The following is a 22,119-nucleotide window of genomic DNA, read 5'->3' on the forward strand; positions in this document are numbered from 1 at the left end:
CCCATGCTCAAACTGTTTGCCCTGGCGCTGACCCTGGTGGTCGGCGTCGCTCATGCCGACGATACGCTGCATACCGACTTGCCGTTGTCGTACCTGGAACAGACCCAGGGCGATGCGCGCAACCAGCCGCTGGTGATTTTCCTGCACGGTTTCGGCAGTGACGAAGAGGATTTGTTCGGCATCAAGGACGCGTTGCCGTCCACCTGGACTTACCTGTCGGCCCGCGCGCCGATGCCGGTGGACCCCCACGGCTATCGCTGGTTTACCAAGACGCCCGGTGACGGCGAATACGATGGCGAGACCGCCGACCTGCAACGTAGCGCCCGGCTGATCGAAGACTTTGTCGGCAAAGCCACCGCCAAATACCACACCCAGCCGGATCGGGTGTTCCTGGTGGGCTTCAGTCAGGGCGCGATCATGTCTTACGAGGTGGGGTTGCGTCGGCCGGAACTGCTGCGTGGGATTGCAGCGTTGAGTGGCAGCGTGTTGCCGGTGCTCAAGGCTGAGCTGAAGCCGGATGCGTCACTGGGCAAGCTGGCGATTTTCATTGGCCACGGCACTTTGGACCAGGCGCTGCCTTATGCGTCGGCCACTCGGGCGAATGAGGTGTTGACGGGGTTGGGATTGAAGCCGGAGTTCCACGGGTATCCGGGCATGCCGCATACCATCAGTGAAACGGAAGTGCAGGACCTGAAAGCCTGGCTGGAAAAGAGCCTGAATTAAACGTGGTCGAGCACTGTGAGAGGGGCTTGCTCCCTCCCACATGTGGATCGGGTTGTTTGGAAGATTGTTATTTCCCGCCGGTAATCTGCCTCACCAGCGCAGCATGCCCCTTCGCATCATCCGCCCGCGAAATCGCCTGGATCACCAGCAGGTGATTGCCCGAACCGCCCAGGAACGTCGAATTCAGCGTCTTGCCGCCGCCCTGGGTGGCGGTGCTGTCCACCTGTCGCAGGCCCAGACCCTTGAAGGTCAGCTTCTTCTCGCTCTGCTTCTTGAAGTCCGGCAGGGCGGCGCTCTGGTCCTTGACGAAGCCGGCCACGGCGCCGTCCAGGAATTTCGCGTCGTTATCCCCAATAGTTACCCCATCGTTGCGCACGGTTTCGGCGACGATCACCACGCTTTTCGTGGTCTGGTTGGCGTACATCGTGCCTTGGGTATCGGCAGTGCCGTCCTCCGCCTTGCCAGCCGGCAGGGTGTCGGCGGCGTAGGCTTTGGGCAGGTTGAAGGTGAACTTGCCGCCCAAGGTGGAGATAGTTTGGGTGGTCGGCTTGGACGCGGCAAACACGCTGCCGGCGGTCAGCGCGAGGGCCAGCAGGACGGCGGTCTTGGTGAAAGTGGCCATGAAGCGCTCCAGGGGATGAACGAAATTGCGGCGTATTCTGTCAGAAAAATCGCTATCTCGTTCATTGGCAGCCTCACAGCTTGTCGGACTCTTCCTCAAGTCGATCCATCTCAAACAGCCGCGCCAGTTCTGCCCGTGCCTCCTGGGCGGTCTGCATCACCTTGGCCGCGTCGTCGTACACCGCGTGTTGCGCGGCCAGCACTTGCAGGTCGTGGTTCTTGAAGCGGGTGATACGTGCATCGGCCTGGGCCTGGCTCAAGCCGAGGCCCACCAGGGTGCGGCGGCTCATTTCCAGGCTGGAATAGAAGGTTTCACGAACCGGCGAGGCGTCCAGGTCGACCAGGCGGTGCACGTGCTGGCGGTTACGTGCACGGGCGATGATCTGCATGTGCGGGTAGAGGTTGCGCACCAACTCGGCGGTCTTGATATTGATCTCAGGGTCGTCCATGGCGATCACGAAGAACTCCGCCTGGTCGACCTTGGCCGCGTGCAGGATCTCGGGGCGTTGCGGGTCGCCGTAGAATACCGGCATGCCGCCGAAGCTGCGGGTCAGCTCAATGGTTTCCACCGAGGTGTCCAGGGCGATGAACGAGATGTTCTGTGCCCGCAGGATCCGCGCCACGATCTGGCCCATACGGCCCATGCCGGCGATCACCACGCGTGGCGCATCGCTTTCGATGGTGCGATATTCCTCGGGCACTTCCACCGGCTTGGCCTTGGGCTTGAACAGCTTCGGGCACACCAGCAGCAACAGCGGCGTCACCGCCATGGACAGGGTGATGGTCAATACCAGCACGTCGTAGAGGTGCGGTTCGAACAGGCCCTGGTCGCGGCCGATCTTGAACACCACGAAGGCAAATTCACCCCCGGCCGCCAGCACCACGCCCAGACGCAGGGCGCTTTCGCGATTGAGGTCACCCACCATGCGGCCCACGGCATACAGCAGCGGCAATTTCAGGCCTATCAACAGCAGCGTCAGGCCAATCACCACCAGCGGCGAGCTGAGCAACAGGCTGAGGTTGGCGCCCATGCCCACGCTGATGAAGAACAGCCCCAGCAGCAGGCCCTTGAATGGCTCGATCTGCGATTCCAGTTCGTGGCGGTACTCCGAGTCCGCCAGCAGCAGGCCGGCGAGGAAGGCGCCGAGGGCCATGGACACGCCCACCAATTCCATCAACCACGCCGTACCAATCACCACCAGCAGCGCGGTGGCGGTGGATACTTCACGCAGGCCGGTCTTGGCCACGATGCGAAACACCGGTCGCAACAGGTAGCGTCCGCCGATGATCACCACGGCGATGCTGCCGAGGATCTGCAGTACGTGTTGCAGGCCCTGGGCCTCGGTGGTCGGGTGATCGCTGCCGGCCAGCAGCGGCACCATGGCGATCAGCGGGATCGCGGCGATGTCCTGGAACAGCAGGATGGCAAAGGCCAGGCGACCGTGGGGCTGGTTCAGCTCCTTGCGCTCGGCCAGGCTTTGCAGGCCGAAGGCAGTAGACGACAGCGCCAGGCCCAGGCCCAGCACGATAGCGCTGTTCCACGACTGGCCAAAAAGCCACAACGCCACCACGCCCATTACCAGGCCGGTGAGCAGCACCTGCGCCAGGCCGACGCCGAACACCGCCTTGCGCATCACCCACAGACGCTTGGGTGACAGTTCCAGGCCGATGATGAACAGCAGCAACACCACACCCAGCTCGGAGAACTGCGCGACGCTTTGCGGGTTGCCGATCAGGCCGAGCACCGAGGGGCCGATGATCACACCGGCGAACAGATAGCCCAGCACCGCGCCCAGTTGCAGGCGTTTGGCCAGGGGCACGGTCAGCACGGCGGCGAGCAGGAACACCACGGCTGCTTGTAACAGGTTGCCTTCATGGGGCATTGGGAACTCCAGGATCTTCAAAACCAATCAACAGGCGGGTATTAGAGCGCTTTTTACATTTGGATAATTGTGTTTTTGCGGCGCAGGAGGGGGAACACGCAGTATTTTTCAAGGAGGGTCGTTACCATGGCTAACAAATTCGCTGAACTTCAAGCGGGCATGGCGCCGCAAGACCGTGCCGAAGCCAAGCTTCTGTTCCAGCAACATCTTCGGGAAATGCCGCTGCATGAGCTGCGCAAAGCCCGGCAGTTGAGCCAGCAGAGCCTGGCGAAGGCGTTGAATATCAACCAGGCGGCCGTCTCCAAGATGGAGCGCCGCACAGACATGTACATCAGCACGTTGCGCGACTACATCCGTGCGATGGGGGGCGAGCTGGAAATCATCGCAACCTTCCCCGATGGCCAGGTCAAGATCGATAATTTCGCTTAATGAAAGCATTGCAAAAGCCCGGCACGAGCAGGGCTTTGTGTTATCTGGTTATTAATCGCCTTGCATGACCGCAACTTGCCCGACCGGTGCGAGGTTCACTGGCCGGCGATACAACCCTACTGCCAACCGGGCGCCTTTTCCCCCAGCGGTACGGCGATGAGCCTCGTCCTTTGTTACTATCGCCGTCCCTTGTCGCCAGGAGTCACTGCCCCATGCAGCACCAGTGGGATGAAATGCACCGCACCCGCAAGCCCACCTTTGTACTGTGCGGCGAGCCTCAGGGCGACGTGCTCAATCTCTATGTTCACGGTTATTCGGCGTTCTTCAATCGGCAACAACTGGGTGGCTTCAAGGAGCAGTTGGCGAGTATCGAAGGTTCGACCAACCTGATGCTGTTCTGGCCGGCCGGGCATTTCCTGGAAAATCTGTTTGCACCCTTCAAGGAGGTGATCGGCGCAGTGCTGGGCGGCGGCAGCCTGGGCGCGGCGACCGTCGGGGTGGGCAAGGCGATTGCCTATTTTCTCGATCACTACAAAAGCGTCGAGGCGCGGGTGGACGAAGTCGCCAAAAGCCTGTTGCCGGAACTGGCCAACTACCTGCACGGTGAATCCCTTGATGTACGGCGTATCAACCTGATCGGCCATTCCCTGGGTGCGCGGATCCTGGTCAAGAGCTTGCTCGCCAGCCCCGAAACCGCCCGTGAGCTGCCGTTGGACAACCTGTTGTTGATGGGCGGGGCGATCTGCACGTCGAGCCCGTGGGACGTGGTGTCGGCGCCGCTCAAGGGGCGAGTGATCAACTGCCACTCCAGCAAGGACTGGGCCTTGGCCATAAAGCCGGACACCGAACGCTGTATCGGCCGTTATGCAATCCCGGTGACACCGGCGCTCAAGGCCAAGGTCACCAACGTGCACCTGGCGACTTTCGATCACGCCGCCTATTGGCCGCAGTTGCAGACGGTGGTGCAGTACACCGACCTGCTGCATGAACGGCGCGGCATGATCCGCTCTGACCAGCGCAGTGCTGAAGTACGTTTTGCCGAGGAGGACATCGATTTGTTCCCGGCGCTGGTGCAGGCCCGGCCGGAAGAGTTGAAGTTCCTCGCCGAATTGATGGCGCAAAAGCGCAGTGCATCGATAGACGCCACGGTGCGCGAGCCGCTCAAGTTGGCTGTTGAGCTGCAACGCATGGGCGGCGACAGCTTCATGAACCTGGCCCGTGGGCATGGCGTGGGTTACCGCCAGATCGCCGAAGATGTGGCGCAGCGGCTGGGGATCAAGTTCGACGAGCCGCTCGATACTGTCGCGCTGGCCGACCTCGAAGCCCGGGTTGCCGAGAAGCTTATCGAACGGTACAAGGACAAACTCAGCAACGCGGACCGCCAGGTATTCGACGCAGAACTCAAGGCTGCCGCGCAAAAGGAGCAGGGCTTGTTCAGCCGTTTTGACGTAGGCCGTTCGGCTGCCACCGCGTTGAGCGGCACGGCGTTGGCCGGGCTCACCGGTTTTATCCTGCGCCGTGGCGCGGCCACGGCAATCCCGGTGGTGGGCCAGGCGTTGGCGGCGGCGATGCTGGTGGTGAGCGGCATGCGAGCATTTTCCGGCCCGGCGTATTCGATCACCACGTTGGCCGTGCTGGTGATCGGCGTGATTCGCCAGCGCATGGAGCGTGAAGCGCTGAACCAGGAGATGGACCTGGTGGTGCAGGTGGTGGAGGCATTCGACCTGCCACGGGACACGGTGATGCGCACGGTCGTGTCCGACTGATAAGCTGCATCCTTGTCTTGTATGTTTGCCTGGGATACCGCGTGAAATTCAGCCTGCCGAAAATTGCTACCGCCCCGTTCTGCCCGCCGGAAGTGGCCGGCTCCGTCGCCGTTGACCCCAAGGCCTCGTTCTTCAAGCGCATGCTGATGTTCGCCGGCCCTGGCTTGCTGGTCTCCATCGGCTATATGGACCCGGGCAATTGGGCCACGGCCATCGAGGCCGGTTCGCGCTACGGCTACAGCCTGTTGTTCGTGGTGTTGCTGGCCAGCCTGGCCGGGATGGCGGTGCAGTGCCTGTGCTCGCGGCTGGGAATCGCCACCGGCAAAGACCTGGCGCAGCTGTGCCGTGAGCGCTACAGCAAGGGTTCCGCTCGTACCCAATGGGTGCTGGCGGAAATCTCCATCATTGCCACCGACCTTGCCGAAGTGTTGGGCTGTGCCCTGGCATTCCACTTGCTGCTGGGGGTATCGCTGACCACCGGCATTGTGATCACCGCCTTTGACACGCTGTTGGTCCTGGCCCTGCAAAACCGGGGTTTCAGGCGCCTGGAAGCGATCATGCTGGCGCTGGTGGCGACCATCGGCGTGTGTTTCTTTATCGAACTGGTGCTGATCAAGCCGTACTGGCCGGACGTGTTCGGTGGTTTCGCCCCGTCACTCTCGGCCATCAGCGACGCGGCGCCGCTGTATCTGGCCATAGGTATCCTCGGGGCCACCGTAATGCCCCATAACCTCTACCTGCACAGCTCCATCGTGCAAACCCGCCTGATCGGCAAGGACCTCGCCAGCAAAGTGGATGCGGTCAAGCTGGCGCGTATCGACACCATCGGTTCATTGGCCCTGGCGCTGCTGGTCAACGCCGCGATCCTGATTCTCGCCGCCGCCGCTTTCCACAAGACCGGCCACACTGAAGTGGTCGAAATCCAGGACGCCTACCACCTGCTCGACCCGCTGGTGGGCGGTGCCTTTGCCAGCATCTTGTTCGGTATTGCGCTGTTGGCGTCCGGGCAAAGCTCTACCTTTACCGGCACCATCGCTGGGCAGGTGATCATGGAGGGCTACCTCAACCTGCGCATCCCCTGCTGGCAACGTCGTCTTATCACCCGTGGGTTGGCGCTGATTCCGGCGTTTGTGGGGGTATGGCTGATGGGCGACGATGCCATCGGCAAATTGCTGATCCTCAGCCAGGTGGTCCTCAGTCTGCAGTTGCCGTTCGCGCTGTATCCGTTGATCCGCATGACCGGCGATAAACAGCTGATGGGGCCATTCGTGAATCGGCTACCAACGCGGTTGCTGGCGTGGTTTCTGTTTGCGCTGATCAGTGGGGCGAATGCCTGGTTGATTGGGCAGTGGGTGTTTGGTTGAGGTGGTGCTGTCGTCGAGATGAGTTAGACCAGGATCGCCAAGGACGTGTATTGGGCGATGCCTGGATCGGCCGTCAATAGCCTCATGGGTTCGCTCATGGCTGTCGCTACGATGAGCCGATCAAAAGGGTCCTTGTGATGGTGTTCGAGATCCTTGACCGCGATGGCATGTTCCGAGGTGACGGGCAGCTCGACAAATCCGCTTTCCAGGCAGTACTCACGGATTTCATCCAGATCGACAGCGAGTTTCCCCAGGCCGACCTTGATTGCCATCTCCCAGAATGTCGCAGCGCTGATGTAGACCTCTGCGGCATTCTCAATCAGCTTCCTGGCTTTGCCGGATAGCCTGGGGTCTTCCGTCAGGGTCCAAAGCAGAATGTGGGTGTCCAACAGCACTCTCATGCAGGCTTGCCTTCGAAGGCATCCAGCAGATCGTCAGGCAAAGGTGCGTCGAAGTCTTCGGGAATGATGAACCTGCCTTTCATGGCACCGATTCTGCGACCCTTGGATTTCCCCATGGGCACAAGCTGTGCCATCGCACGTCCATGTTTGGCTATGGTGATGACCTTGCCCGCAGCGGCCTCATCCACCAGTTTTGACAGATTGTTTTTCGCTTCGCCCAAAGGAACCGTGATCATGTGGTTATCCCCATATTTTGGCCAAATATAGCCAAAACTGGGTGCGCTATCAAAGACGGCCAGACCGCTGGCGGACGCGGCACGCTCAGATCGCGATGGTTTGTGATACGTGACTTTCATGGCAGTTCTCTAAAGGAAGATATCGCAAAAGTCTGCCGTATAAGGCTTGGCCAGAAGAATACTGGCCCGGAAAAACAGAATGGAACTACTTCCTCCTGTAAGAAAATTCCTGATGTGGCGATGTTTCTCCCGAGCCTCTTTGCTCACCGATCCCAATACGGCACCCCCCCAAAACACTCCACAAAATAATCAATCACCGTCCGCACCTTCAGCGACAAGCGCCGGCTGCCCGGCCACAGTGCCGCAATCTGCTGCGGTTCCAGGGTTGTCGCCACTTCATAGTCGGTCAGCACCGCCTGCAACGTGCCTGCGCGCAAGCCTTCGCCGATCAACCAGGAGGGGAACACCACCAGCCCCAGCCCTTGCTCGGCGGCGTGGGTCAAGGTGTCGGCATGGTTGCCGGTGATCGGGCCCTTGACGCTGTAGGGCGTCCAGTCGCCCTGGCCCTTGCGAAAGAACCAGCGCTGCTGGCCGGTGATGCCTTTGTAGGCCAGGCATTGATGGTTGCTCAGCTCGTCGGGGTGCTGCGGGGTGCCATGCCGGGCCAGGTAGGCGGGGCTGGCGGCGATGCGAAAGCGTTGGGGCGCGAAGATGCGGGCCTGCATGCTGGAATCGTTGAGCACGCCGATGCGGAACAGCAGGTCGGTACCGTCCTGCAGTGGGTCGACGTAGGTGTCGGTCTGCTGGATGTCCAGTTGCAGCTTCGGATAGCGTCGGCACAATTCGCCCAGCCACGGTGACAGGTGACGCTGGCCAAATACCATGGGTGCATTGATGCGCACCAGGCCGCTGGGCTCGCTTTCCTGTTCCTGCAACGCCTGGCCGGCGGCTTCCAGTTGTTCGAGCATCAACCGCGCATGCCGCCCCAGCAGCCGACCGGCTTCGGTGGGGCTGACCGCGCGGGTGTGACGGTACAGCAACTGTTGGCCAAGGGCCTGTTCCATCAGCTGTATCTGCCGGGAGATAGAGGAGGGTGCCAGGCCTTCGCGGCGAGCCACTTCGGAGAAGCTGCCCAGGTCCAGAACGGCCACGAACAGGCGCAGCGCCTTGAAACTCAATTCATTCAAGCCTTGCATCATGTCTCCAGGCTGTGCGTTTTGCGCAAAGGTGTTGTCGATATGCTCCCATTTATCGCACAGCACGGCCACCGGATAATGCGCGCCTTGTTTCCTTTCTTGAGCGCGGGTGATGTATGCAAGCAAGTTCCATCGAGGGTGTGGCGCAAGCCAGGCCGAAAAAAAACATCTTGAGGTTGCTGTTGCTGCCGCTGGTGATCCTGGCCGGCATGGGCCTGTCGGTAGAAGCCGGGTTGCTCGGCCCGCTGGGTGTGCAGGTCGGCCACTTGTGGGCGACCCTGAGCATTTTCGGGGTGGGCTCGGCGATCCTGTATCTGCTGCTGTTGTTCAGTGGCCCGCAAAAGGGCCCGGCGCTCTCCGAACTGCCGCGCTGGCAGCTGATCGGCGGTTTCCTGGGACCGATCTACGTGGTCGTGCTGACCCTGGCCACGCCGCACATCGGTATTGCGATGACCATGATCGCGATTTTGTCCGGGCAGGTCGGCAAGAGCGTGCTGATCGACCATTTCGGCTGGTTCGGCTCGGCGCGCAAGCGGGTCAATGGCGAACGCTGGATTGCTCTGGCGCTGATTGTGGTGGCACTTGTTCTGATTGCACGAGGTTAAGGCGATGAATCTGATTCTGTTACTGGTAGTGGTGGTCGCCGCAGGTGCGGTGTTGAGCGTGCAAGCGGCGATCAACGGTCGCCTGGGCCAGGCGGTGGGGGTGTTGCGTGGCAGCCTGGTGACCTTCTCGGTGGGGGCGATTGTCACCGCGTTAATGATTTTCTTCTTTGAACCCGTCCAGGCGGTGAGCCTGCTGGACGTGCCGAAATGGCAACTGACCGGTGCGTTGTTCGGTGTGGTGTACATGATGGTGATGGTCGGCGCGGTGCCGGTGGTCGGCACGGCCGTTGCCACCGTCGCGGTGATCGTCGGCCAATTGGGCATGGGCATGCTGATCGACAACTTCGGCTGGCTGGGCAACCCGGCCATCGAGCTGTCGAGCGGCCGCATCGTGGCGATGGCCTGCCTGGCGTTGGCGCTGGTGTTCATGTATCGCAGCAATACCCGCACCGACTGATGGCTTGAACCAACGAAGGCGGGCCGCAGTCACTGCTTAAGGTGTCGGCGTCCGCCGCACCGGGACGACCATGAAGAAGGAGTCTGACCATGCCAGATAAAACCTGTGCCTGCCCACACTGCAAATGCGTGCTGGGACCTGATGCGGTCATGAAGGACGGCAAGGGCTATTGCTGCCAGGGCTGTGCCGAGCACCATGCCCATGGTGAGCCGTGTGCGGCTGCGACGGGGTGTGAATGTGCCAAGTCTGCCAAAGGCTAGCGGTGTTTGAACCGGTGGGAGCATGCGTGCTCCCACACGGTTTGCGGGCCGCAAAAATCACTCGGATTGTCGTGCGGCGGTGATTACCATAGCGACTCTCCTTCGAATGATGTGCATCCCATGGCCCTGGCCGCGCCGCCTGACCTCAGTGATCCTGCCGTTCCCGTGCAACCGTTGGCGCGCACCTATCTGCGTGGGCTCTACATTGAGCCCCACAGCCACGACTGGGGCCAGTTGCTCTATGCCATGAGCGGCGTGATGTGGGTCGACACCCCGCAGGAAGCGCTGGTGGTGCCGCCACAGCGTGCCGTATGGCTGCCGCCCGGCGTGGAGCATGGTATCCGCGTGGTCTCGGACTTGCAGATGCGCAATATCTACCTGCGCCCGGCCCTGGCGGCAACGCTGGACAGCCAGGTGCAGGTGATCGAAGTCGGTGGGTTGTTGCGCGAGCTGATCGTCACGTTGGTGGACGAGGGCGACAACGGTGAGGTGGCTTACTACGACGCGCTGGTCAGCCTGGCCTTGCTGGAGCTGCAACGGGCGCGTCGCTCGCCGATTCGCATCGCCATGCCGGTGGAGGCCGACCGCCGGCTGATCAATGCCTGTCAGGCGGTCATGGCTGCGCCGTCCCTGGAGATCCCTTTCGAGCAGCATGCCGAAACCGCCGGCGCCAGCGTGCGCACCCTGGCGCGGCTGTTCCAGACCCACCTGGGCATGGGCTTTGCCGAATGGCGCCGCCAGGTGCAACTGGCCACGGCGGTGGCAGAGTTGATCCAGGGCCAGTCGGTCAGCGCCATCGCGCGTTCCCTGGGGTATTCGCCCAGCAGTTTTAGCGACATGTTCCGGCGTGAACTCGGTGTGGCGCCCTCGCAATACGTGGGCTGAGGGGTTGGCCGAAATCCTGAAGCACTTGGCCGATGCTTCAGGCTGGTGCTCTCTACACTGAGCGCATCCACCCATAAGGCGCTGCCCCATGAACTACCTCATTTCCCTGGCCATCGGCCTGTTTGTCGGCGTGATCTACGGCGCCCTCGACTTCCGCTCGCCCGCACCGCCGGCCATCGCCCTGATCGGCCTGATGGGCATGTTGCTGGGTGAAAAGCTCTGGCCCATGGGGCGGCAGCTGGTGGGCACCTGGTTCTCCTGATCTCTTTTTCTCTTCGATGGATATTGGCCATGAAAGCACTGCAATTTACTGCCACCGGCGACCTCAACAACCTGTGCTTTGTCGACGTCGCCACCCCGGTGCCGGCCGTGGGTGAAGTGCTGGTCCAGATCAAGGCTGCGGGCCTCAACCCCAGCGACGTCAAAAACGTGCTCGGTCGTTTTCCCTATACCACCTTGCCGCGCATCCCCGGCCGTGATTTCGCCGGGGTTGTGGTTGAAGGTCCGCAGGCGCTGGTCGGCCAGGAAGTGTGGGGCACCGGCCGTGACCTGGGCTTTTTTGCCGACGGCTCCCATGCCCAGTACCTCACCGTGTCGGCCAAGGGCGTGGCACATAAGCCTACCCACCTGAGTTTCGCCCAGGCCGCGAGCCTTGGTGTGCCGTACACCACCGCCTGGGATGCACTGGAGCGCAGTGGCGTGACCCAGGGCACACGCCTGCTGGTGATCGGCGCCAATGGCGCGGTGGGCAGTGCGACCCTGGCCCTGGCGAAGATCCGTGGCGCCCAGGTGCTGGCCGCCGTACGTCGCCCGGAACAGGTTGAAGTCTTGCAGGGCCAGGGCTTCGCCGCGATTGCCCTGGGCAAGCCGGAAGACCTGGGCGCGCACGTCAACGCCGTGTTCAAGGGCGGTGCGGATGTGATCTTCGACACCACCGGTTTCTGGCTGCCCGCCGCCGTGGCAGGCCTGGCACCGTTCGGCCGCATCGCCATTATCGCCGCACCGGTGGACGGCCATGTACAACTGCCGGCCCTGGCGTTGTACCGCAAGGGCGGTTCGGTGGTGGGGATCAATTCGTTGCTCTACAACTGCGAGCAGTGCGCGGTGATGCTGGAGCAGTTCGGGCGGTTCTTCGATGAAGGCTTGTTGCCGCTGCCCACCGGCCTGCGTGAAGTCGCGCTGGCCGATGGGGTGCAGTGCTTCGAAGAGGTGAACCAGGGCAGCGCAGACAAGCTCATCTTCCTGCCCTGATCCTGGCGGTCATGCCTCGGGAACACCTTTTTCCCAGGCCGACCAGTTGTTGAGGATCGCCTGTACCAGCGGGTTGCCCGTGCGGTACAGGTTCTCCAGCGCCGGGACAAAACCGCCCTGGTCCGCGTACTTCAACAGGTTATCCACTTCGCTGTAGCCCGGGTACGGCCGGTCGAAATCCGAACCGGCCCGCACCACCGCCAGGCGCTGGATGTCCACCAAACCTTCGCGGCTGGCGCGCAGCAGCGCTTCATAGGTGGAGTTGTCTTCCTGCTGCGTGGTGCAGTATTCGCCTTTGTTGTCGGTCAGCAGCTTGGTCCACACCTCGGCGCGCTCGCTCAAACGCGTGCCGGAGAACCAGGTGTTGCCCGCCAGGGTGTCGCAGCGCGTAACTTGTGGCGGCTGGTTGGCCGGCGCGGCCGGGTAGTGTTTGCGCCAGGCGCTGGATTCCTTGCTTTCCGTCAGCTCGACCTTCTGTGACAGGGCAAACGCCTTGGCCTGCAATTTGGGGTTCAGCTCAAACACTTCGGTCTTGTAGTCCAGCGGTGGTTTTTCGTTGGGGCCCTTTGTGTTGATGCCGAGATAGCCGGTCGGCCAATCCTTCGGCGCATCCCGTGAATCCAGCTCCCATTGGGTGCCGAATTCCACCAGGTAATGCGCCCACGCGGCGGTGCCGATCGTGCCGTGCTTGGGGCTGATACCGGCGATCCCGGCGATCAGGAAATAGCTTTGGCGCAGGTCGAATTTGGGCGACAGGGCCAATGCCAGGGTGGAAGCCGCGGCGTTGGTCTGGCCCATGCCGGTGACCAGCAGGCACACATCCCGGGTATTGCAGCGGATCACCGGATACTCGGCGGACAGGCCCGGTACGCGCACTTCCTGCTTGAGTTCCAGGCGGTCGATCCAGGTTTGCGCCTCGGGGGCGAACATGGTGATCAGCATCACCTTGGGCTTGATCGGCGTGGGTGCATCGGCCAGCACCACCTGGGGCAGAAAGGCCAGGCCAGCGGCCATTGAGAGACGGGTCAATGCGTTCATCTAAAGCTCCTTGATCAGAATTGATAGCCCACGCCGGCGTAGTAACCCCAACCGTCCGAGCGGGCGCGGAAATTGCCTTCGCCGAAATTCAACTCGCTGCCGTCTTCCCAGTTGCCGCCGTTATGAAAGTAACGGCCGACCAGGGTGAAGCGCAGATGGGTAAACGAATACAGCAGCACGTTGGTGGCCACCAGCGAGTTGGCGGTGCGTGCAGGGTTGTCCTTGTGCAGGTCCGAGCCAAAATCGTAGTTGGTAAAGCCGATGTAGGTCAGTGAAGCACCGTTATCGAATTTGCCGATCGGCACGATGTACTTCATTTGCGCACGGTAGCCGTCCCAGGAATATTCGTTGCTGGCGCCATAGTTTTCCCACTGGTAACGCCCGTAGAAGTTGGCCGACAGGTTGACCCGCGAGTGGGTGTCGATATCGGTGCCCAGGCCGCTGTACAGCGTATTGGCGCGGTTGGCCTTGTTGCTGCCGTGGTCGTAGATCCAGTCGAAGGCCACGTACCATTCCTTGAACGGCCCGATGGCCAGGCTGCGGCCCGCCAGGTAGTCGATGGAAATCCGCGGCTCATGCTCCATGAACACCGGCGAGCCATGGTCCCACACACCCTTGTCATTACTGTTACCGATGGTGAGGATCTTCGGCACGTCGATATAGCCGTACAACTCGAAAGGCCCCTTGCGGCCGAAGTATTCGTACTCCAGGTACACGTCATCCTGCGGCTTGGGGCCGAAGCTGATGTCTTTGCTGCCGATCAGCGTCAGGTCCTGGTTGAACCAATCCGACAGGTACACGCCTTTTTTCGCCGGGTTGGCTTCCGGGCTGAGGGTTTCGCCCTGTGCTGAGTCATCGACGGGTTTTTCCTGCGCCAAAAGGGGCGCGCTGAGTAGTCCCGTAACGGCGGTCAGTAGCAAGGAAACACCAAAGCAGGTAGGACGCCTTGAGGTGGAATGCATTGAAAATCCCTATTCGTACGCGGTTTGAACCCGATTCTTCGGGTAGAGGTGAACTTGGTCGCCAAGTTCGTACCGCAAACGTTTGCACAGGCTGTACCAACTTTGCTCAATCGATTGATCAGCTTGGAAAAAAACAGGATTAGTCGACCTTTTGGTCAGAATTGACCGGGTGTCATTTTTCGATGCGGTGGAACAGGTGCGTCGCGGTTTGCCGTCGATAGTCACTCGGCGTCTGGTTCATCTCGATGCGAAAGTGCCGGTTGAAATTCGACAGGTTGGCGTAGCCCACTTCAAAGCAGATGTCCGCCACCGACATATCGCTTTGCAGCAACAGCCGACAGGCGCGCTGCACCCGGAACTTGCGCATCAGGTCGATAAAGCCGTGGCCGGTGTTGCGCTTGAAGAAGCGCGAAAAGCCCGGTTCGCTCATCTCCAACTGTTGTGCGATCACCGACAGGCGCACGTCGCCGGTCAGCTCGCGCATCAAATAGTCGAATGCCTTGTTGATGCGTTCGGCGCTGCGTGCATCCAGGGTCGGCGCGTAGCAGGGGCTGGCCAGGGCCTTGGCCTGCTGGGGCGGGGCGTTTTTCAGGGTGTCGAGCAATTGCAGGAACAGGATCAAGCGTTGCAGGCCCTGGGCGTTGCCGATGGCTTCCATCAGGTGGGCGGCGTGCAGCGCCGTGTCCCCGGTGAACTCCAGGCCACGGCGAGCCTGTTCGAACAACGGCTGCAGGTCGCCCAGCTCCGGCAGGGTGTTGCGCAGGGCGAGGAGGGCGGCGCCGTCGAATTGCAGCACCACGTCGCGGCCGCTCAGGTATTCGCCGGGGGCCAGTTCGCCGATCCAGTCGTGGGGCAGGTCGGGGCCGATCAGTGCGACATGCCCGGCGCTGAATGCACCGATGTAGTCGCCCGCTACGAGTTTGCCGCTGCCTTGGCGGATCAGGTGGATTTCGAATTCGGGGTGGTGGTTCCAACGCGCCAGGTCGTAGGGGTAGTCGTGTTCGAACCAGCGGAAACAGTGGTCCGGCTCGGGCAGGATCACTTCCAGTTCGGCGGGGCGGTGCTCGAACAGTGTGGCACGGCTGATGGGCATGAGCGGACTTCTTGGGGTTCTTGTAATCGCTTCAAAATACGCGCCTCGGGCGTTCAGGCGCTACCCCCGCTTGCGTCCGGCACTGGTACTTTTTTAACTCGCACGCCCGGGTTAAAAAAGTACCAGTCGAGCATCCGCCAAGGGTTTGTGAGGGCCTGGCCAAGCTGCTGTAATCGGCGCTCAACAACAAAAACAACAGGTGGAAACCGCCATGTTCAAGCTCCCGCAAGTGTTGTTCCTGCTGTCCGGCCTGGCGCTGGCCATGCCCAGCCACGCTGCCGACACCGTCACCATCGCCACGGTCAACAACAGTGACATGATCCGCATGCAGCGCCTGTCCAAAGTGTTCGAAGCCCAGCACCCGGACATCACGCTCAACTGGGTGGTGCTGGAAGAAAACGTGCTGCGCCAGCGCCTCACCACCGACATCGCTACCCAGGGTGGGCAATTCGATGTGCTGACCATCGGCACCTACGAAACCCCGCTCTGGGGCGCCAAGCACTGGCTGGAACCCTTGGCCCAGCTGCCGGCCGATTACGATGTCGACGATATCTTCCCCTCGGTACGCCAGGGCCTGTCGGTCGACAACACCCTCTATGCCTTGCCGTTCTACGGCGAAAGCACTGTCACCTACTACCGCACCGACCTGTTCCAGCAGGCGGGCCTGAGCATGCCGGCGCACCCCACCTGGACCCAGCTCGGTGAGTTCGCTTCCAAGCTCACCGCCAAGGACAAGGGCCAATACGGCATGTGCCTGCGCGGCAAGGCCGGCTGGGGCGAGAACATCGCCTTGCTCAGCACCATGGCCAACGCCTTCGGCGCGCGCTGGTTCGACGAGCAGTGGAAGCCCGAGCTGACCAGCCCCGAGTGGACCGCGGCCGCCAACTTCTATGTCAACACCCTCAAACAGTACGGCCCGCCGGGCGTGTCCAGCAATGGCTTCAACGAAACCCTGGCGCTGTTCAATAGCGGCAAATGTGCAATCTGGGTCGATGCCAGCGTCGCCGGCTCCTTCACCACCGATAAAAGCCAGAGCAAAGTGGCCGACAGCGTAGGCTTTGCTGCCGCGCCCACCGAGGTCACCGATAAAGGTTCGTCCTGGCTCTACGCCTGGTCCCTGGCGATCCCGGCCACTTCCAAACACAAGGACGCCGCCAAGGCCTTTATCAGTTGGGCGACGTCCAAGGACTACATCCAACTGGTGGCCGACAAAGAAGGCATCACCAACGTGCCGCCAGGCACCCGCCAGTCCACCTACAACGAGGCGTATCTGCAGGCGGCCCCGTTTGCCCGGGTGACCCTGGAGATGATGAAACACGCCGACCCCGCGCATCCGTCCGTCAAGCCGGTGCCGTACGTGGGTATCCAGTACGTGACCATCCCCGAGTTCCAGGCCATCGGCACCTCGGTCGGCAAGCTGTTCTCGGCGGCTCTGACCGGTGGCATGTCGGTTGACCAGGCTTTGCTGCAAGCGCAGTCCACCACCGAGCGCGAGATGAAACGCGCCGGCTATCCGAAGTAACTTTTGACGGGACCTACTGATGAAACGACTGGAAGGTAAAAGCGCGCTGATCACCGGATCGGCGCGCGGTATCGGCCGCGCCTTCGCCCAGGCCTACATCGAAGAGGGCGCTACAGTCGCCATCGCCGATATCAACCTGCAACGGGCCCAGGCCACGGCTGCCGAGCTGGGCCCGCAGGCCTACGCCGTGGCCATGGACGTCACCGACCAGGCCTCTATCGACGGCGCGATTGCCGCCGTGGTGGCCCAGGCCGGCAAGCTGGATATCCTGGTCAACAACGCTGCGCTGTTCGACTTGGCACCCATCGTCGACATCACCCGCGACAGCTACGAGCGGCTGTTCTCGATCAACGTCGCCGGTACGCTGTTCACCCTGCAAGCCGCGGCGCGGCAGATGATCCGCCAGGGCCATGGCGGCAAGATCATCAACATGGCCAGCCAGGCCGGACGGCGCGGCGAGCCACTGGTGGCGATCTACTGCGCGACCAAGGCGGCGGTGATCAGTCTGACGCAATCGGCTGGGTTGAACCTGATCAGGCAGGGCATCAACGTCAATGCCATTGCGCCGGGTGTGGTGGACGGCGAGCACTGGGACGGGGTGGATGCGCTGTTTGCCAGGCATGAAGGGCTGGCTCCGGGAGAGAAGAAGAAGCGGGTAGGGGCCGAGGTACCCTTTGGACGGATGGGCACGGCGCAGGACCTGACCGGAATGGCGATCTTCCTGGCGTCAAAAGAGGCCGACTACGTGGTGGCGCAGACCTACAATGTCGATGGCGGCAACTGGATGAACTAGGGCCCAATGTGGGAGGGGCAAGCCCCCTCCCACAGTTGAGCCTCTTTGTTCGTTGATTCGGGGCTAGTCCGCAAAACTGCGGTCGAAGAAGTAAATCTCTCCAGGCTTCAGGTTCTCCACCGTCGCCTGGGGCCTGCCGCCTTCACCCTGCTTCTTGCGCCCGGTCTCGCGCAGATACCCTGCCTCCGTCAGCTTCAACAACCGCTGGCGAATACTGGTCTTCAACACCGGCCGCGCCAGCACCAGGGAGAAAATCGTGGTCGCGTCCGGTGCGCTGAATTCATTGCCCAGAAACATCAGCGGCAAGTTGCTGTACAACGACTTGGAAAACAAACGGTCCTGCACCGCTGCCACAATGCTGTTGTGATCGAACGGCAACTTGATGCCGCCACTCGCCACCGCTGTCAGCGAATACCAGCCCTGGTGCTCACCCAGCGTCACGTCCTCGTTCACGATCGCCAGGTAATAGGTGGACGACGACCAGCAGCGCGGATCGCGAAACGCATCCCCCACCGTCCCCACCTGTTCGCTCCAGGCCAGGTCCAGCCCGACCTTGTCACTCGCCCGCAAGCGCTCCACCGCAGCCTGGAGGCTCAGGTCCTGCACGCTGCCATTTACCACCACGCCCGGCAGCGCCCAGTGCCCGGCGAAGGGCTCGGCGTCGCGCTGGTTCAGCAGCAGTTTCAGCTCGCCAGAGATGCGGCAGTAAGACAGCACGCACAGGTCGACGGTATGGAGGTAGGCGCTACGAGGCATGTGATGTCCTTCTAAACAGCAGTGCGGCACAGTCTAACGGATCGAACAGATATGTCATGTACTGAGTCCAGGATAGATACACAAATGTTTGTTGCAATGAAAGTACATGACGTGTACTTTTGTTTCCAGGCCACAGGAGAACCACCATGACCCTCGCGACAACCGCCATTGCCTCATTCGACGTCGACGCCCAGAAGAGCTTCACGCCGCTGTGCCCCAACGAGTTGCCGGTGGCCGGCGGTGACCGGATCGGCGCCGAGCTCAACTACATGGCCAGCCTTGCCGGCCATCGTGTCGGCAGTAAGGACGCCCACACCCCGCACGCGCCCTGGGTGGTGGCGCAGCACAGCGACATGCTGCAACCCACCGGCCTGGCCCATGCCGATGTCACTTGGGTCAGCCACTGTGTACCCGGCACCGAGGGCTTCACCCTGCTGGATGAGTTGCCCACGCCTTATGACTACGACTACTTCATCTGGAAAGGCGTCGAACCCGACCTGCATCCCTACGGCGCCTGCTACCACGACCTGCACGACAAGCTGTCCACCGGCGTCATCGAGTATTTGAAAGCCCAAGGCGTGGTTCGCGTGATCGTCGGCGGCCTGGCCCTGGATTACTGCGTCAAGACCACCGCGTTGCAGTTGCTCAAGGCCGGCCTGGAAGTGGTGCTGCACTTGCCGGCGTGCCGAGGCATCAGCGAGGAGGGCGGTGTACAGGCGGTCAATGAGTTGCTCAAGGCCGGTGTCGCTATCAGCCGCACCCGCGAAGAACTGGCCGCAATGGCCACGCGTTAAGGAGAGACACCATGGAAAGTGCGTACGACTACGAATCCCCGGTGATCCAGGGGTTGCTCGACACCGATTACTACACCTTCACCATGATGCAGGCGGTGTTGCACCAGTACCCCAACGTTGATGTGGAGTACAACTTCATCGTCCGCTCCAGGGAAAAGCTCGGCCACCTGATTCCTGAAATCCGTGCCGAACTGGAGAAACTCGCCAGCCTGCGGATGCGCGAAGGCGAGTTGCGCTTCCTGTTCAACCCACGTTTTCGCGAATACCTCACCCCGGATTACGAGCGCTTCCTTGGCCTGTTCCGTTTCAACCTGCGCTACATCCACGTCAGTGAAGTCGACGGCCAACTCAATATCCGCGTGGTCGGGCCGATGCTGCACTGCATCATGTTCGAGCAACCGGTACTGGCGTTGGTCAGCGAGCTGCGCAACCGCGACAAATACCCCGATGTAACCCTTGAAGACGTCACCCGCAAGCTCTACCAGAAGTTCGACTGGCTGGAGAAAAACCTCAGCCGCGATGAACTGGCCGACCTGCGTGTATCGGACTTCTCCACTCGTCGGCGCCTGTCGTTCAAGGCCCAGCGTGAAGTGGTCGACATCATGCGCCGCGATTTCCCCGGCCAGTTCGTCGGCACCAGCAACGCGCACCTGGCCTACGAATTCGACCTGCCGCTGATCGGCACCATGGCACACCAATGGCTGATGGTGCACCAGCAACTGGGCCGGCTGCGCGAGAGCCAGAACGCCGCCCTGGAAAACTGGGTGCGCGAGTACCGTGGTCGCCTGGGGATCGCCCTGACTGACTGCATCAGCACCGACTTTTTCCTCAAGGACTTCGACCTGTACTTCGCCAAGCTCTACGACGGCCTGCGCCAGGACTCCGGCGACCCCATCGCCTGGGCCGACAAGGTGTTGGCCCGATACAAGCAACTGGGCATCGACCCGATGACCAAGGACCTGATGTTCTCCGATGGCCTGAACTTCGAAAAATGCCTGCCGATCCTGCGTCACGTGCGCGGCAAGGCCAGGTTCGGCTTCGGCATGGGCACCAGCCTGGCCTGCGATGTGGACGGCGTTGAGCCGCTGAGCATCGTGATGAAACTGGTGCGGGTGCACGGCGAGCCAGTGGTGAAGTTCTCCGATGACCCGATCAAGAACGTCTGCGAAGACGCCTCGTTTTTGCAGTACGCAGCACAAGTGTTCAACGTTGGTAGTGTGGAGGTGTGACATGCAAGAACGTATCGCACGGGAACTGAACATCAATCGCGCGTTGACCCAAGGCGGCGAGCCCGAGGAAATCCAACGGCGCATCGACTTCATCAAGACCACCTTGCGCCACTCGGGCTGCAAGGCCTTGGTATTGGGCATCAGTGGCGGCGTCGACTCCCTCACCGCCGGCCGCCTGTGCCAAATGGCGGCAGAGCAATTGCGCAGCGAGGGTTACGCCGCACGCTTCATCGCCATGCGCCTGCCCTACAAGACCCAGGCCGATGAACGCGACGCCCAGGCCTCCCTGGATTTCATCACTGCGGACCACATCGACACCCTCAACATCGCCGCCAGCGTCGACGGCCTGATGGCCAGCCTGACCGCCGCCGAAGCCAGCGCCGAGCATGTCGATTTCATCAAGGGCAACGTCAAGGCCCGCACGCGCATGATCGCGCAATACGCCGTGGCCAACCTGCACAATGGCCTGGTGGTGGGCACCGACCACGGCGCCGAAGCGCTGATGGGTTTTTTCACCAAGTTCGGCGACGGCGCCTGCGACCTGGCCCCGCTGTCCGGCCTGACCAAAACCCAAGTGCGCCTGCTCGCCACGGCCCTCGGCGCACCGGACAACCTGGTGCACAAACACCCGACGGCCGACCTGGAAGAGCTGGTACCGGGCAAGCTGGACGAGCACGCCTACGGTTGCACGTATGCAGAGATCGACGCCTACCTGATGGGCGAACCGGTGAGCGAGCGGGTGAGGACGATTGTCGAGGGCGCGTACAGCAAGACAGCACACAAACGCGCGCTGCCGATTGCGCCCCTTTGATTAACGCTCGATCGACCGACTCCACCGCGCGTTCCACTCCGGCCGCGCCTGGTTCACCTGGTCCCAGTCGATCGAAATTGCCGTCTGCAAGTAACCCTGCATCGCTTCCACCCGCGCACGGGTCTTGCCGGTGGTCGGCGTGGTCGGGTTCGACGGAATCTGGTCGCCTTCTTCCAGCGCCGGTACCTGGGCTTCGGCGGTCAGCAGGAAGGCCGCGAGTTTCTGCGCCAGTTCTGGCTGGTCATTGCGGGCGATCACGCATTCGGCCACGTTCAGCACCACGGCGCCTTCCTTGGGCTGCGCGTATTCCATGGGCACGCCGAGCAGTTTCTGGGTGGCGACCTGGGTTGGGGTCAAAGGAAAGATCGCGGCTTCGTCGGTCTGCACCATCTCGGAGATTTTTGCCGAGCTGGCGATGTATTCCAGCACATTGGGGCCTACGGTTTTTGGCCAGGCCTTGAAGCCGGGCTCCACGTTGGTTTCGTCGCCGCCCTGGATGCGGTTGAACATCAGGAAGCCGTGCAGGCCGAAGGTGGACGACGCCAGGGACTGGAACACCACTTTCTCCTTGAAGCGCGGGTCGGCCAGGTCCATCCACGAGGTGGGCGCGGCCCAGCCTTTTTCCTTGAACATCCTGGCGTTGTAGCCCAGGCCGGTCACGCCGAGGGTCACGGCCACGGCTTCGTCCTTGATCTTCGCCTTGGCCGGGATCTGTTCCAGGGTCGGGCTCGGCGCCAGTTTGTCGCACAGGCCCATGGAGATCGCGCGGTACATGATGCCGTCGTCGAGGAACATCACGTGCATCTGCGGGTTGTCTTTGTTGGCCTGGACCTTGGCGAGGATGTCCGACGAGGTGCCGGGCACGATCACCACCTTGACGTTATTGGCCTTTTCGAACGCAGGTAGCACCTTGTCGGCATACACCCGTTCCATGGTGCCGCCGTTCATGCCCAGGTACAGCGTGGGTGCGGCGTGCGCCGTTGAGGCGGCCAGGGCGAGGGACAAGCAGGACAGCGCAATACGTGGGTTCATGGATGTTTTTCC

The 22,119-nt window shown here is 61.7% G+C and carries 25 protein-coding genes; 15 read left to right on the forward strand and 10 right to left on the reverse strand.

Going from position 1 to position 22,119, the window contains the following annotated elements; translation table 11 throughout:
* The first annotated feature begins 3 nt into the window (after positions 1-3).
* Positions 4-723: an alpha/beta hydrolase gene (locus BMX59_RS24420; RefSeq protein WP_071491238.1), complete on the forward strand. Its 720-nt coding sequence runs from the start codon at positions 4-6 to the stop codon at positions 721-723.
* Positions 724-790: 67 nt separating this feature from the next.
* Here BMX59_RS24420 and BMX59_RS24425 read toward each other — a convergent pair whose 3' ends face one another.
* Positions 791-1,345, reverse strand: coding sequence for a DcrB/PsbP domain-containing protein (locus BMX59_RS24425; protein ID WP_092245839.1), 555 nt, complete (start codon positions 1,343-1,345; stop codon positions 791-793).
* A gap of 73 nt (positions 1,346-1,418) precedes the next feature.
* Positions 1,419-3,227 (reverse strand): monovalent cation:proton antiporter-2 (CPA2) family protein, encoded by a 1,809-nt coding sequence (locus tag BMX59_RS24430; protein WP_071491240.1) that lies wholly within the window; start codon positions 3,225-3,227, stop codon positions 1,419-1,421.
* Positions 3,228-3,353: 126 nt separating this feature from the next.
* Between BMX59_RS24430 and BMX59_RS24435 the strand changes: the two genes are divergently transcribed.
* From BMX59_RS24435 to BMX59_RS24445, 3 genes are all read left to right on the forward strand, one after another.
* Positions 3,354-3,656, forward strand: coding sequence for an XRE family transcriptional regulator (locus tag BMX59_RS24435; protein ID WP_093126679.1), 303 nt, complete (start codon positions 3,354-3,356; stop codon positions 3,654-3,656).
* 212 nt (positions 3,657-3,868) lie between these two features.
* Positions 3,869-5,422: a DUF726 domain-containing protein gene (locus BMX59_RS24440; protein WP_093126682.1), complete on the forward strand. Its 1,554-nt coding sequence runs from the start codon at positions 3,869-3,871 to the stop codon at positions 5,420-5,422.
* Positions 5,423-5,463: 41 nt separating this feature from the next.
* Positions 5,464-6,786 carry an Nramp family divalent metal transporter gene (locus BMX59_RS24445; protein ID WP_092245833.1) on the forward strand — a complete coding sequence of 441 codons (1,323 nt, stop codon included), beginning with the start codon at positions 5,464-5,466 and terminating at the stop codon, positions 6,784-6,786.
* Positions 6,787-6,809: 23 nt separating this feature from the next.
* Here the strand turns inward: BMX59_RS24445 and BMX59_RS24450 are convergent, their stop codons facing one another.
* The 3 genes from BMX59_RS24450 to BMX59_RS24460 all read right to left on the reverse strand — a co-directional run bounded on the left by BMX59_RS24450 (position 6,810) and on the right by BMX59_RS24460 (position 8,619).
* Positions 6,810-7,187, reverse strand: coding sequence for a type II toxin-antitoxin system VapC family toxin (locus tag BMX59_RS24450; RefSeq protein ID WP_092245829.1), 378 nt, complete (start codon positions 7,185-7,187; stop codon positions 6,810-6,812).
* Positions 7,184-7,543 (reverse strand): type II toxin-antitoxin system Phd/YefM family antitoxin, encoded by a 360-nt coding sequence (locus tag BMX59_RS24455; protein ID WP_235594949.1) that lies wholly within the window; start codon positions 7,541-7,543, stop codon positions 7,184-7,186. The genes BMX59_RS24450 and BMX59_RS24455 overlap by 4 nt, the downstream gene beginning before the upstream one ends.
* A 143-nt stretch (positions 7,544-7,686) precedes the next feature.
* The gene (locus BMX59_RS24460; protein WP_092246176.1) at positions 7,687-8,619 is read right to left on the reverse strand and encodes a LysR family transcriptional regulator; all 933 of its coding nucleotides are present in this window, start codon (positions 8,617-8,619) and stop codon (positions 7,687-7,689) included.
* Positions 8,620-8,735: 116 nt separating this feature from the next.
* Here BMX59_RS24460 and BMX59_RS24465 point away from each other — a divergent pair, with 116 nt between their 5' ends.
* The 6 genes from BMX59_RS24465 (at position 8,736) to BMX59_RS24490 (ending at position 12,077) form a co-directional block, all read left to right on the forward strand.
* Positions 8,736-9,224, forward strand: coding sequence for a DMT family transporter (locus tag BMX59_RS24465; protein WP_093126691.1), 489 nt, complete (start codon positions 8,736-8,738; stop codon positions 9,222-9,224).
* A 4-nt stretch (positions 9,225-9,228) separates the two neighbouring features.
* Positions 9,229-9,681, forward strand: coding sequence for a DMT family transporter (locus BMX59_RS24470; protein WP_092245820.1), 453 nt, complete (start codon positions 9,229-9,231; stop codon positions 9,679-9,681).
* Between the two features lie 89 nt (positions 9,682-9,770).
* The gene (locus tag BMX59_RS24475) at positions 9,771-9,941 is read left to right on the forward strand and encodes a metallothionein (RefSeq protein WP_081049255.1); all 171 of its coding nucleotides are present in this window, start codon (positions 9,771-9,773) and stop codon (positions 9,939-9,941) included.
* Between the two features lie 120 nt (positions 9,942-10,061).
* The gene (locus BMX59_RS24480) at positions 10,062-10,826 is read left to right on the forward strand and encodes an AraC family transcriptional regulator (protein WP_093126703.1); all 765 of its coding nucleotides are present in this window, start codon (positions 10,062-10,064) and stop codon (positions 10,824-10,826) included.
* Between the two features lie 88 nt (positions 10,827-10,914).
* Entirely contained in the window at positions 10,915-11,088 is a 174-nt protein-coding gene (locus BMX59_RS24485; protein ID WP_076955279.1) for a DUF1427 family protein, read from the forward strand.
* Between the two features lie 29 nt (positions 11,089-11,117).
* A complete protein-coding gene (locus BMX59_RS24490) occupies positions 11,118-12,077 on the forward strand; it encodes a quinone oxidoreductase family protein (protein WP_093126707.1) in 960 nt (319 codons plus the stop codon).
* Between the two features lie 9 nt (positions 12,078-12,086).
* Here the strand turns inward: BMX59_RS24490 and BMX59_RS24495 are convergent, their stop codons facing one another.
* The 3 genes from BMX59_RS24495 to BMX59_RS24505 form a co-directional block, all read right to left on the reverse strand.
* Positions 12,087-13,115 (reverse strand): purine-nucleoside phosphorylase, encoded by a 1,029-nt coding sequence (locus BMX59_RS24495; protein WP_093126709.1) that lies wholly within the window; start codon positions 13,113-13,115, stop codon positions 12,087-12,089.
* Between the two features lie 14 nt (positions 13,116-13,129).
* Positions 13,130-14,077, reverse strand: coding sequence for a nucleoside-specific channel-forming protein Tsx (locus tag BMX59_RS24500; protein WP_092245807.1), 948 nt, complete (start codon positions 14,075-14,077; stop codon positions 13,130-13,132).
* 172 nt (positions 14,078-14,249) lie between these two features.
* Positions 14,250-15,170 (reverse strand): AraC family transcriptional regulator, encoded by a 921-nt coding sequence (locus BMX59_RS24505; protein ID WP_093126713.1) that lies wholly within the window; start codon positions 15,168-15,170, stop codon positions 14,250-14,252.
* Between the two features lie 262 nt (positions 15,171-15,432).
* Between BMX59_RS24505 and BMX59_RS24510 the strand changes: the two genes are divergently transcribed.
* Both BMX59_RS24510 and BMX59_RS24515 read left to right on the forward strand, forming a co-directional pair.
* Positions 15,433-16,692, forward strand: coding sequence for an ABC transporter substrate-binding protein (locus BMX59_RS24510; protein ID WP_371914390.1), 1,260 nt, complete (start codon positions 15,433-15,435; stop codon positions 16,690-16,692).
* Positions 16,693-16,711: 19 nt separating this feature from the next.
* Positions 16,712-17,485: an L-iditol 2-dehydrogenase gene (locus BMX59_RS24515; RefSeq protein ID WP_092245798.1), complete on the forward strand. Its 774-nt coding sequence runs from the start codon at positions 16,712-16,714 to the stop codon at positions 17,483-17,485.
* Positions 17,486-17,548: 63 nt separating this feature from the next.
* On the opposite strand, the gene BMX59_RS24520 is transcribed toward BMX59_RS24515, so the two are convergent.
* Positions 17,549-18,241 (reverse strand): NUDIX hydrolase, encoded by a 693-nt coding sequence (locus BMX59_RS24520; RefSeq protein WP_093126718.1) that lies wholly within the window; start codon positions 18,239-18,241, stop codon positions 17,549-17,551.
* Positions 18,242-18,387: 146 nt separating this feature from the next.
* Between BMX59_RS24520 and BMX59_RS24525 the strand changes: the two genes are divergently transcribed.
* Genes BMX59_RS24525 through nadE form a run of 3 tightly spaced genes read left to right on the forward strand, consistent with a single transcriptional unit; the run spans position 18,388 to position 21,075 of the window.
* Positions 18,388-19,035 (forward strand): nicotinamidase, encoded by a 648-nt coding sequence (locus tag BMX59_RS24525; protein WP_093126722.1) that lies wholly within the window; start codon positions 18,388-18,390, stop codon positions 19,033-19,035.
* 11 nt (positions 19,036-19,046) lie between these two features.
* Positions 19,047-20,264, forward strand: a complete 1,218-nt coding sequence (gene pncB, locus BMX59_RS24530; protein ID WP_071491256.1) for a nicotinate phosphoribosyltransferase — start codon at positions 19,047-19,049, stop codon at positions 20,262-20,264.
* Between the two features lies 1 nt (position 20,265).
* On the forward strand, positions 20,266-21,075 hold the full coding sequence (gene nadE / locus BMX59_RS24535; protein ID WP_071491257.1) for an ammonia-dependent NAD(+) synthetase: 810 nt from the start codon (positions 20,266-20,268) through the stop codon (positions 21,073-21,075).
* Here the strand turns inward: nadE and BMX59_RS24540 are convergent, their stop codons facing one another.
* Positions 21,076-22,107, reverse strand: a complete 1,032-nt coding sequence (locus BMX59_RS24540) for an ABC transporter substrate-binding protein (protein ID WP_093126725.1) — start codon at positions 22,105-22,107, stop codon at positions 21,076-21,078. It abuts the gene before it with no gap.
* Positions 22,108-22,119: the final 12 nt, after the last annotated feature.

Source organism: Pseudomonas sp. NFR09 (assembly GCF_900111535.1).
Taxonomy (GTDB): domain Bacteria; phylum Pseudomonadota; class Gammaproteobacteria; order Pseudomonadales; family Pseudomonadaceae; genus Aquipseudomonas; species Aquipseudomonas extremorientalis.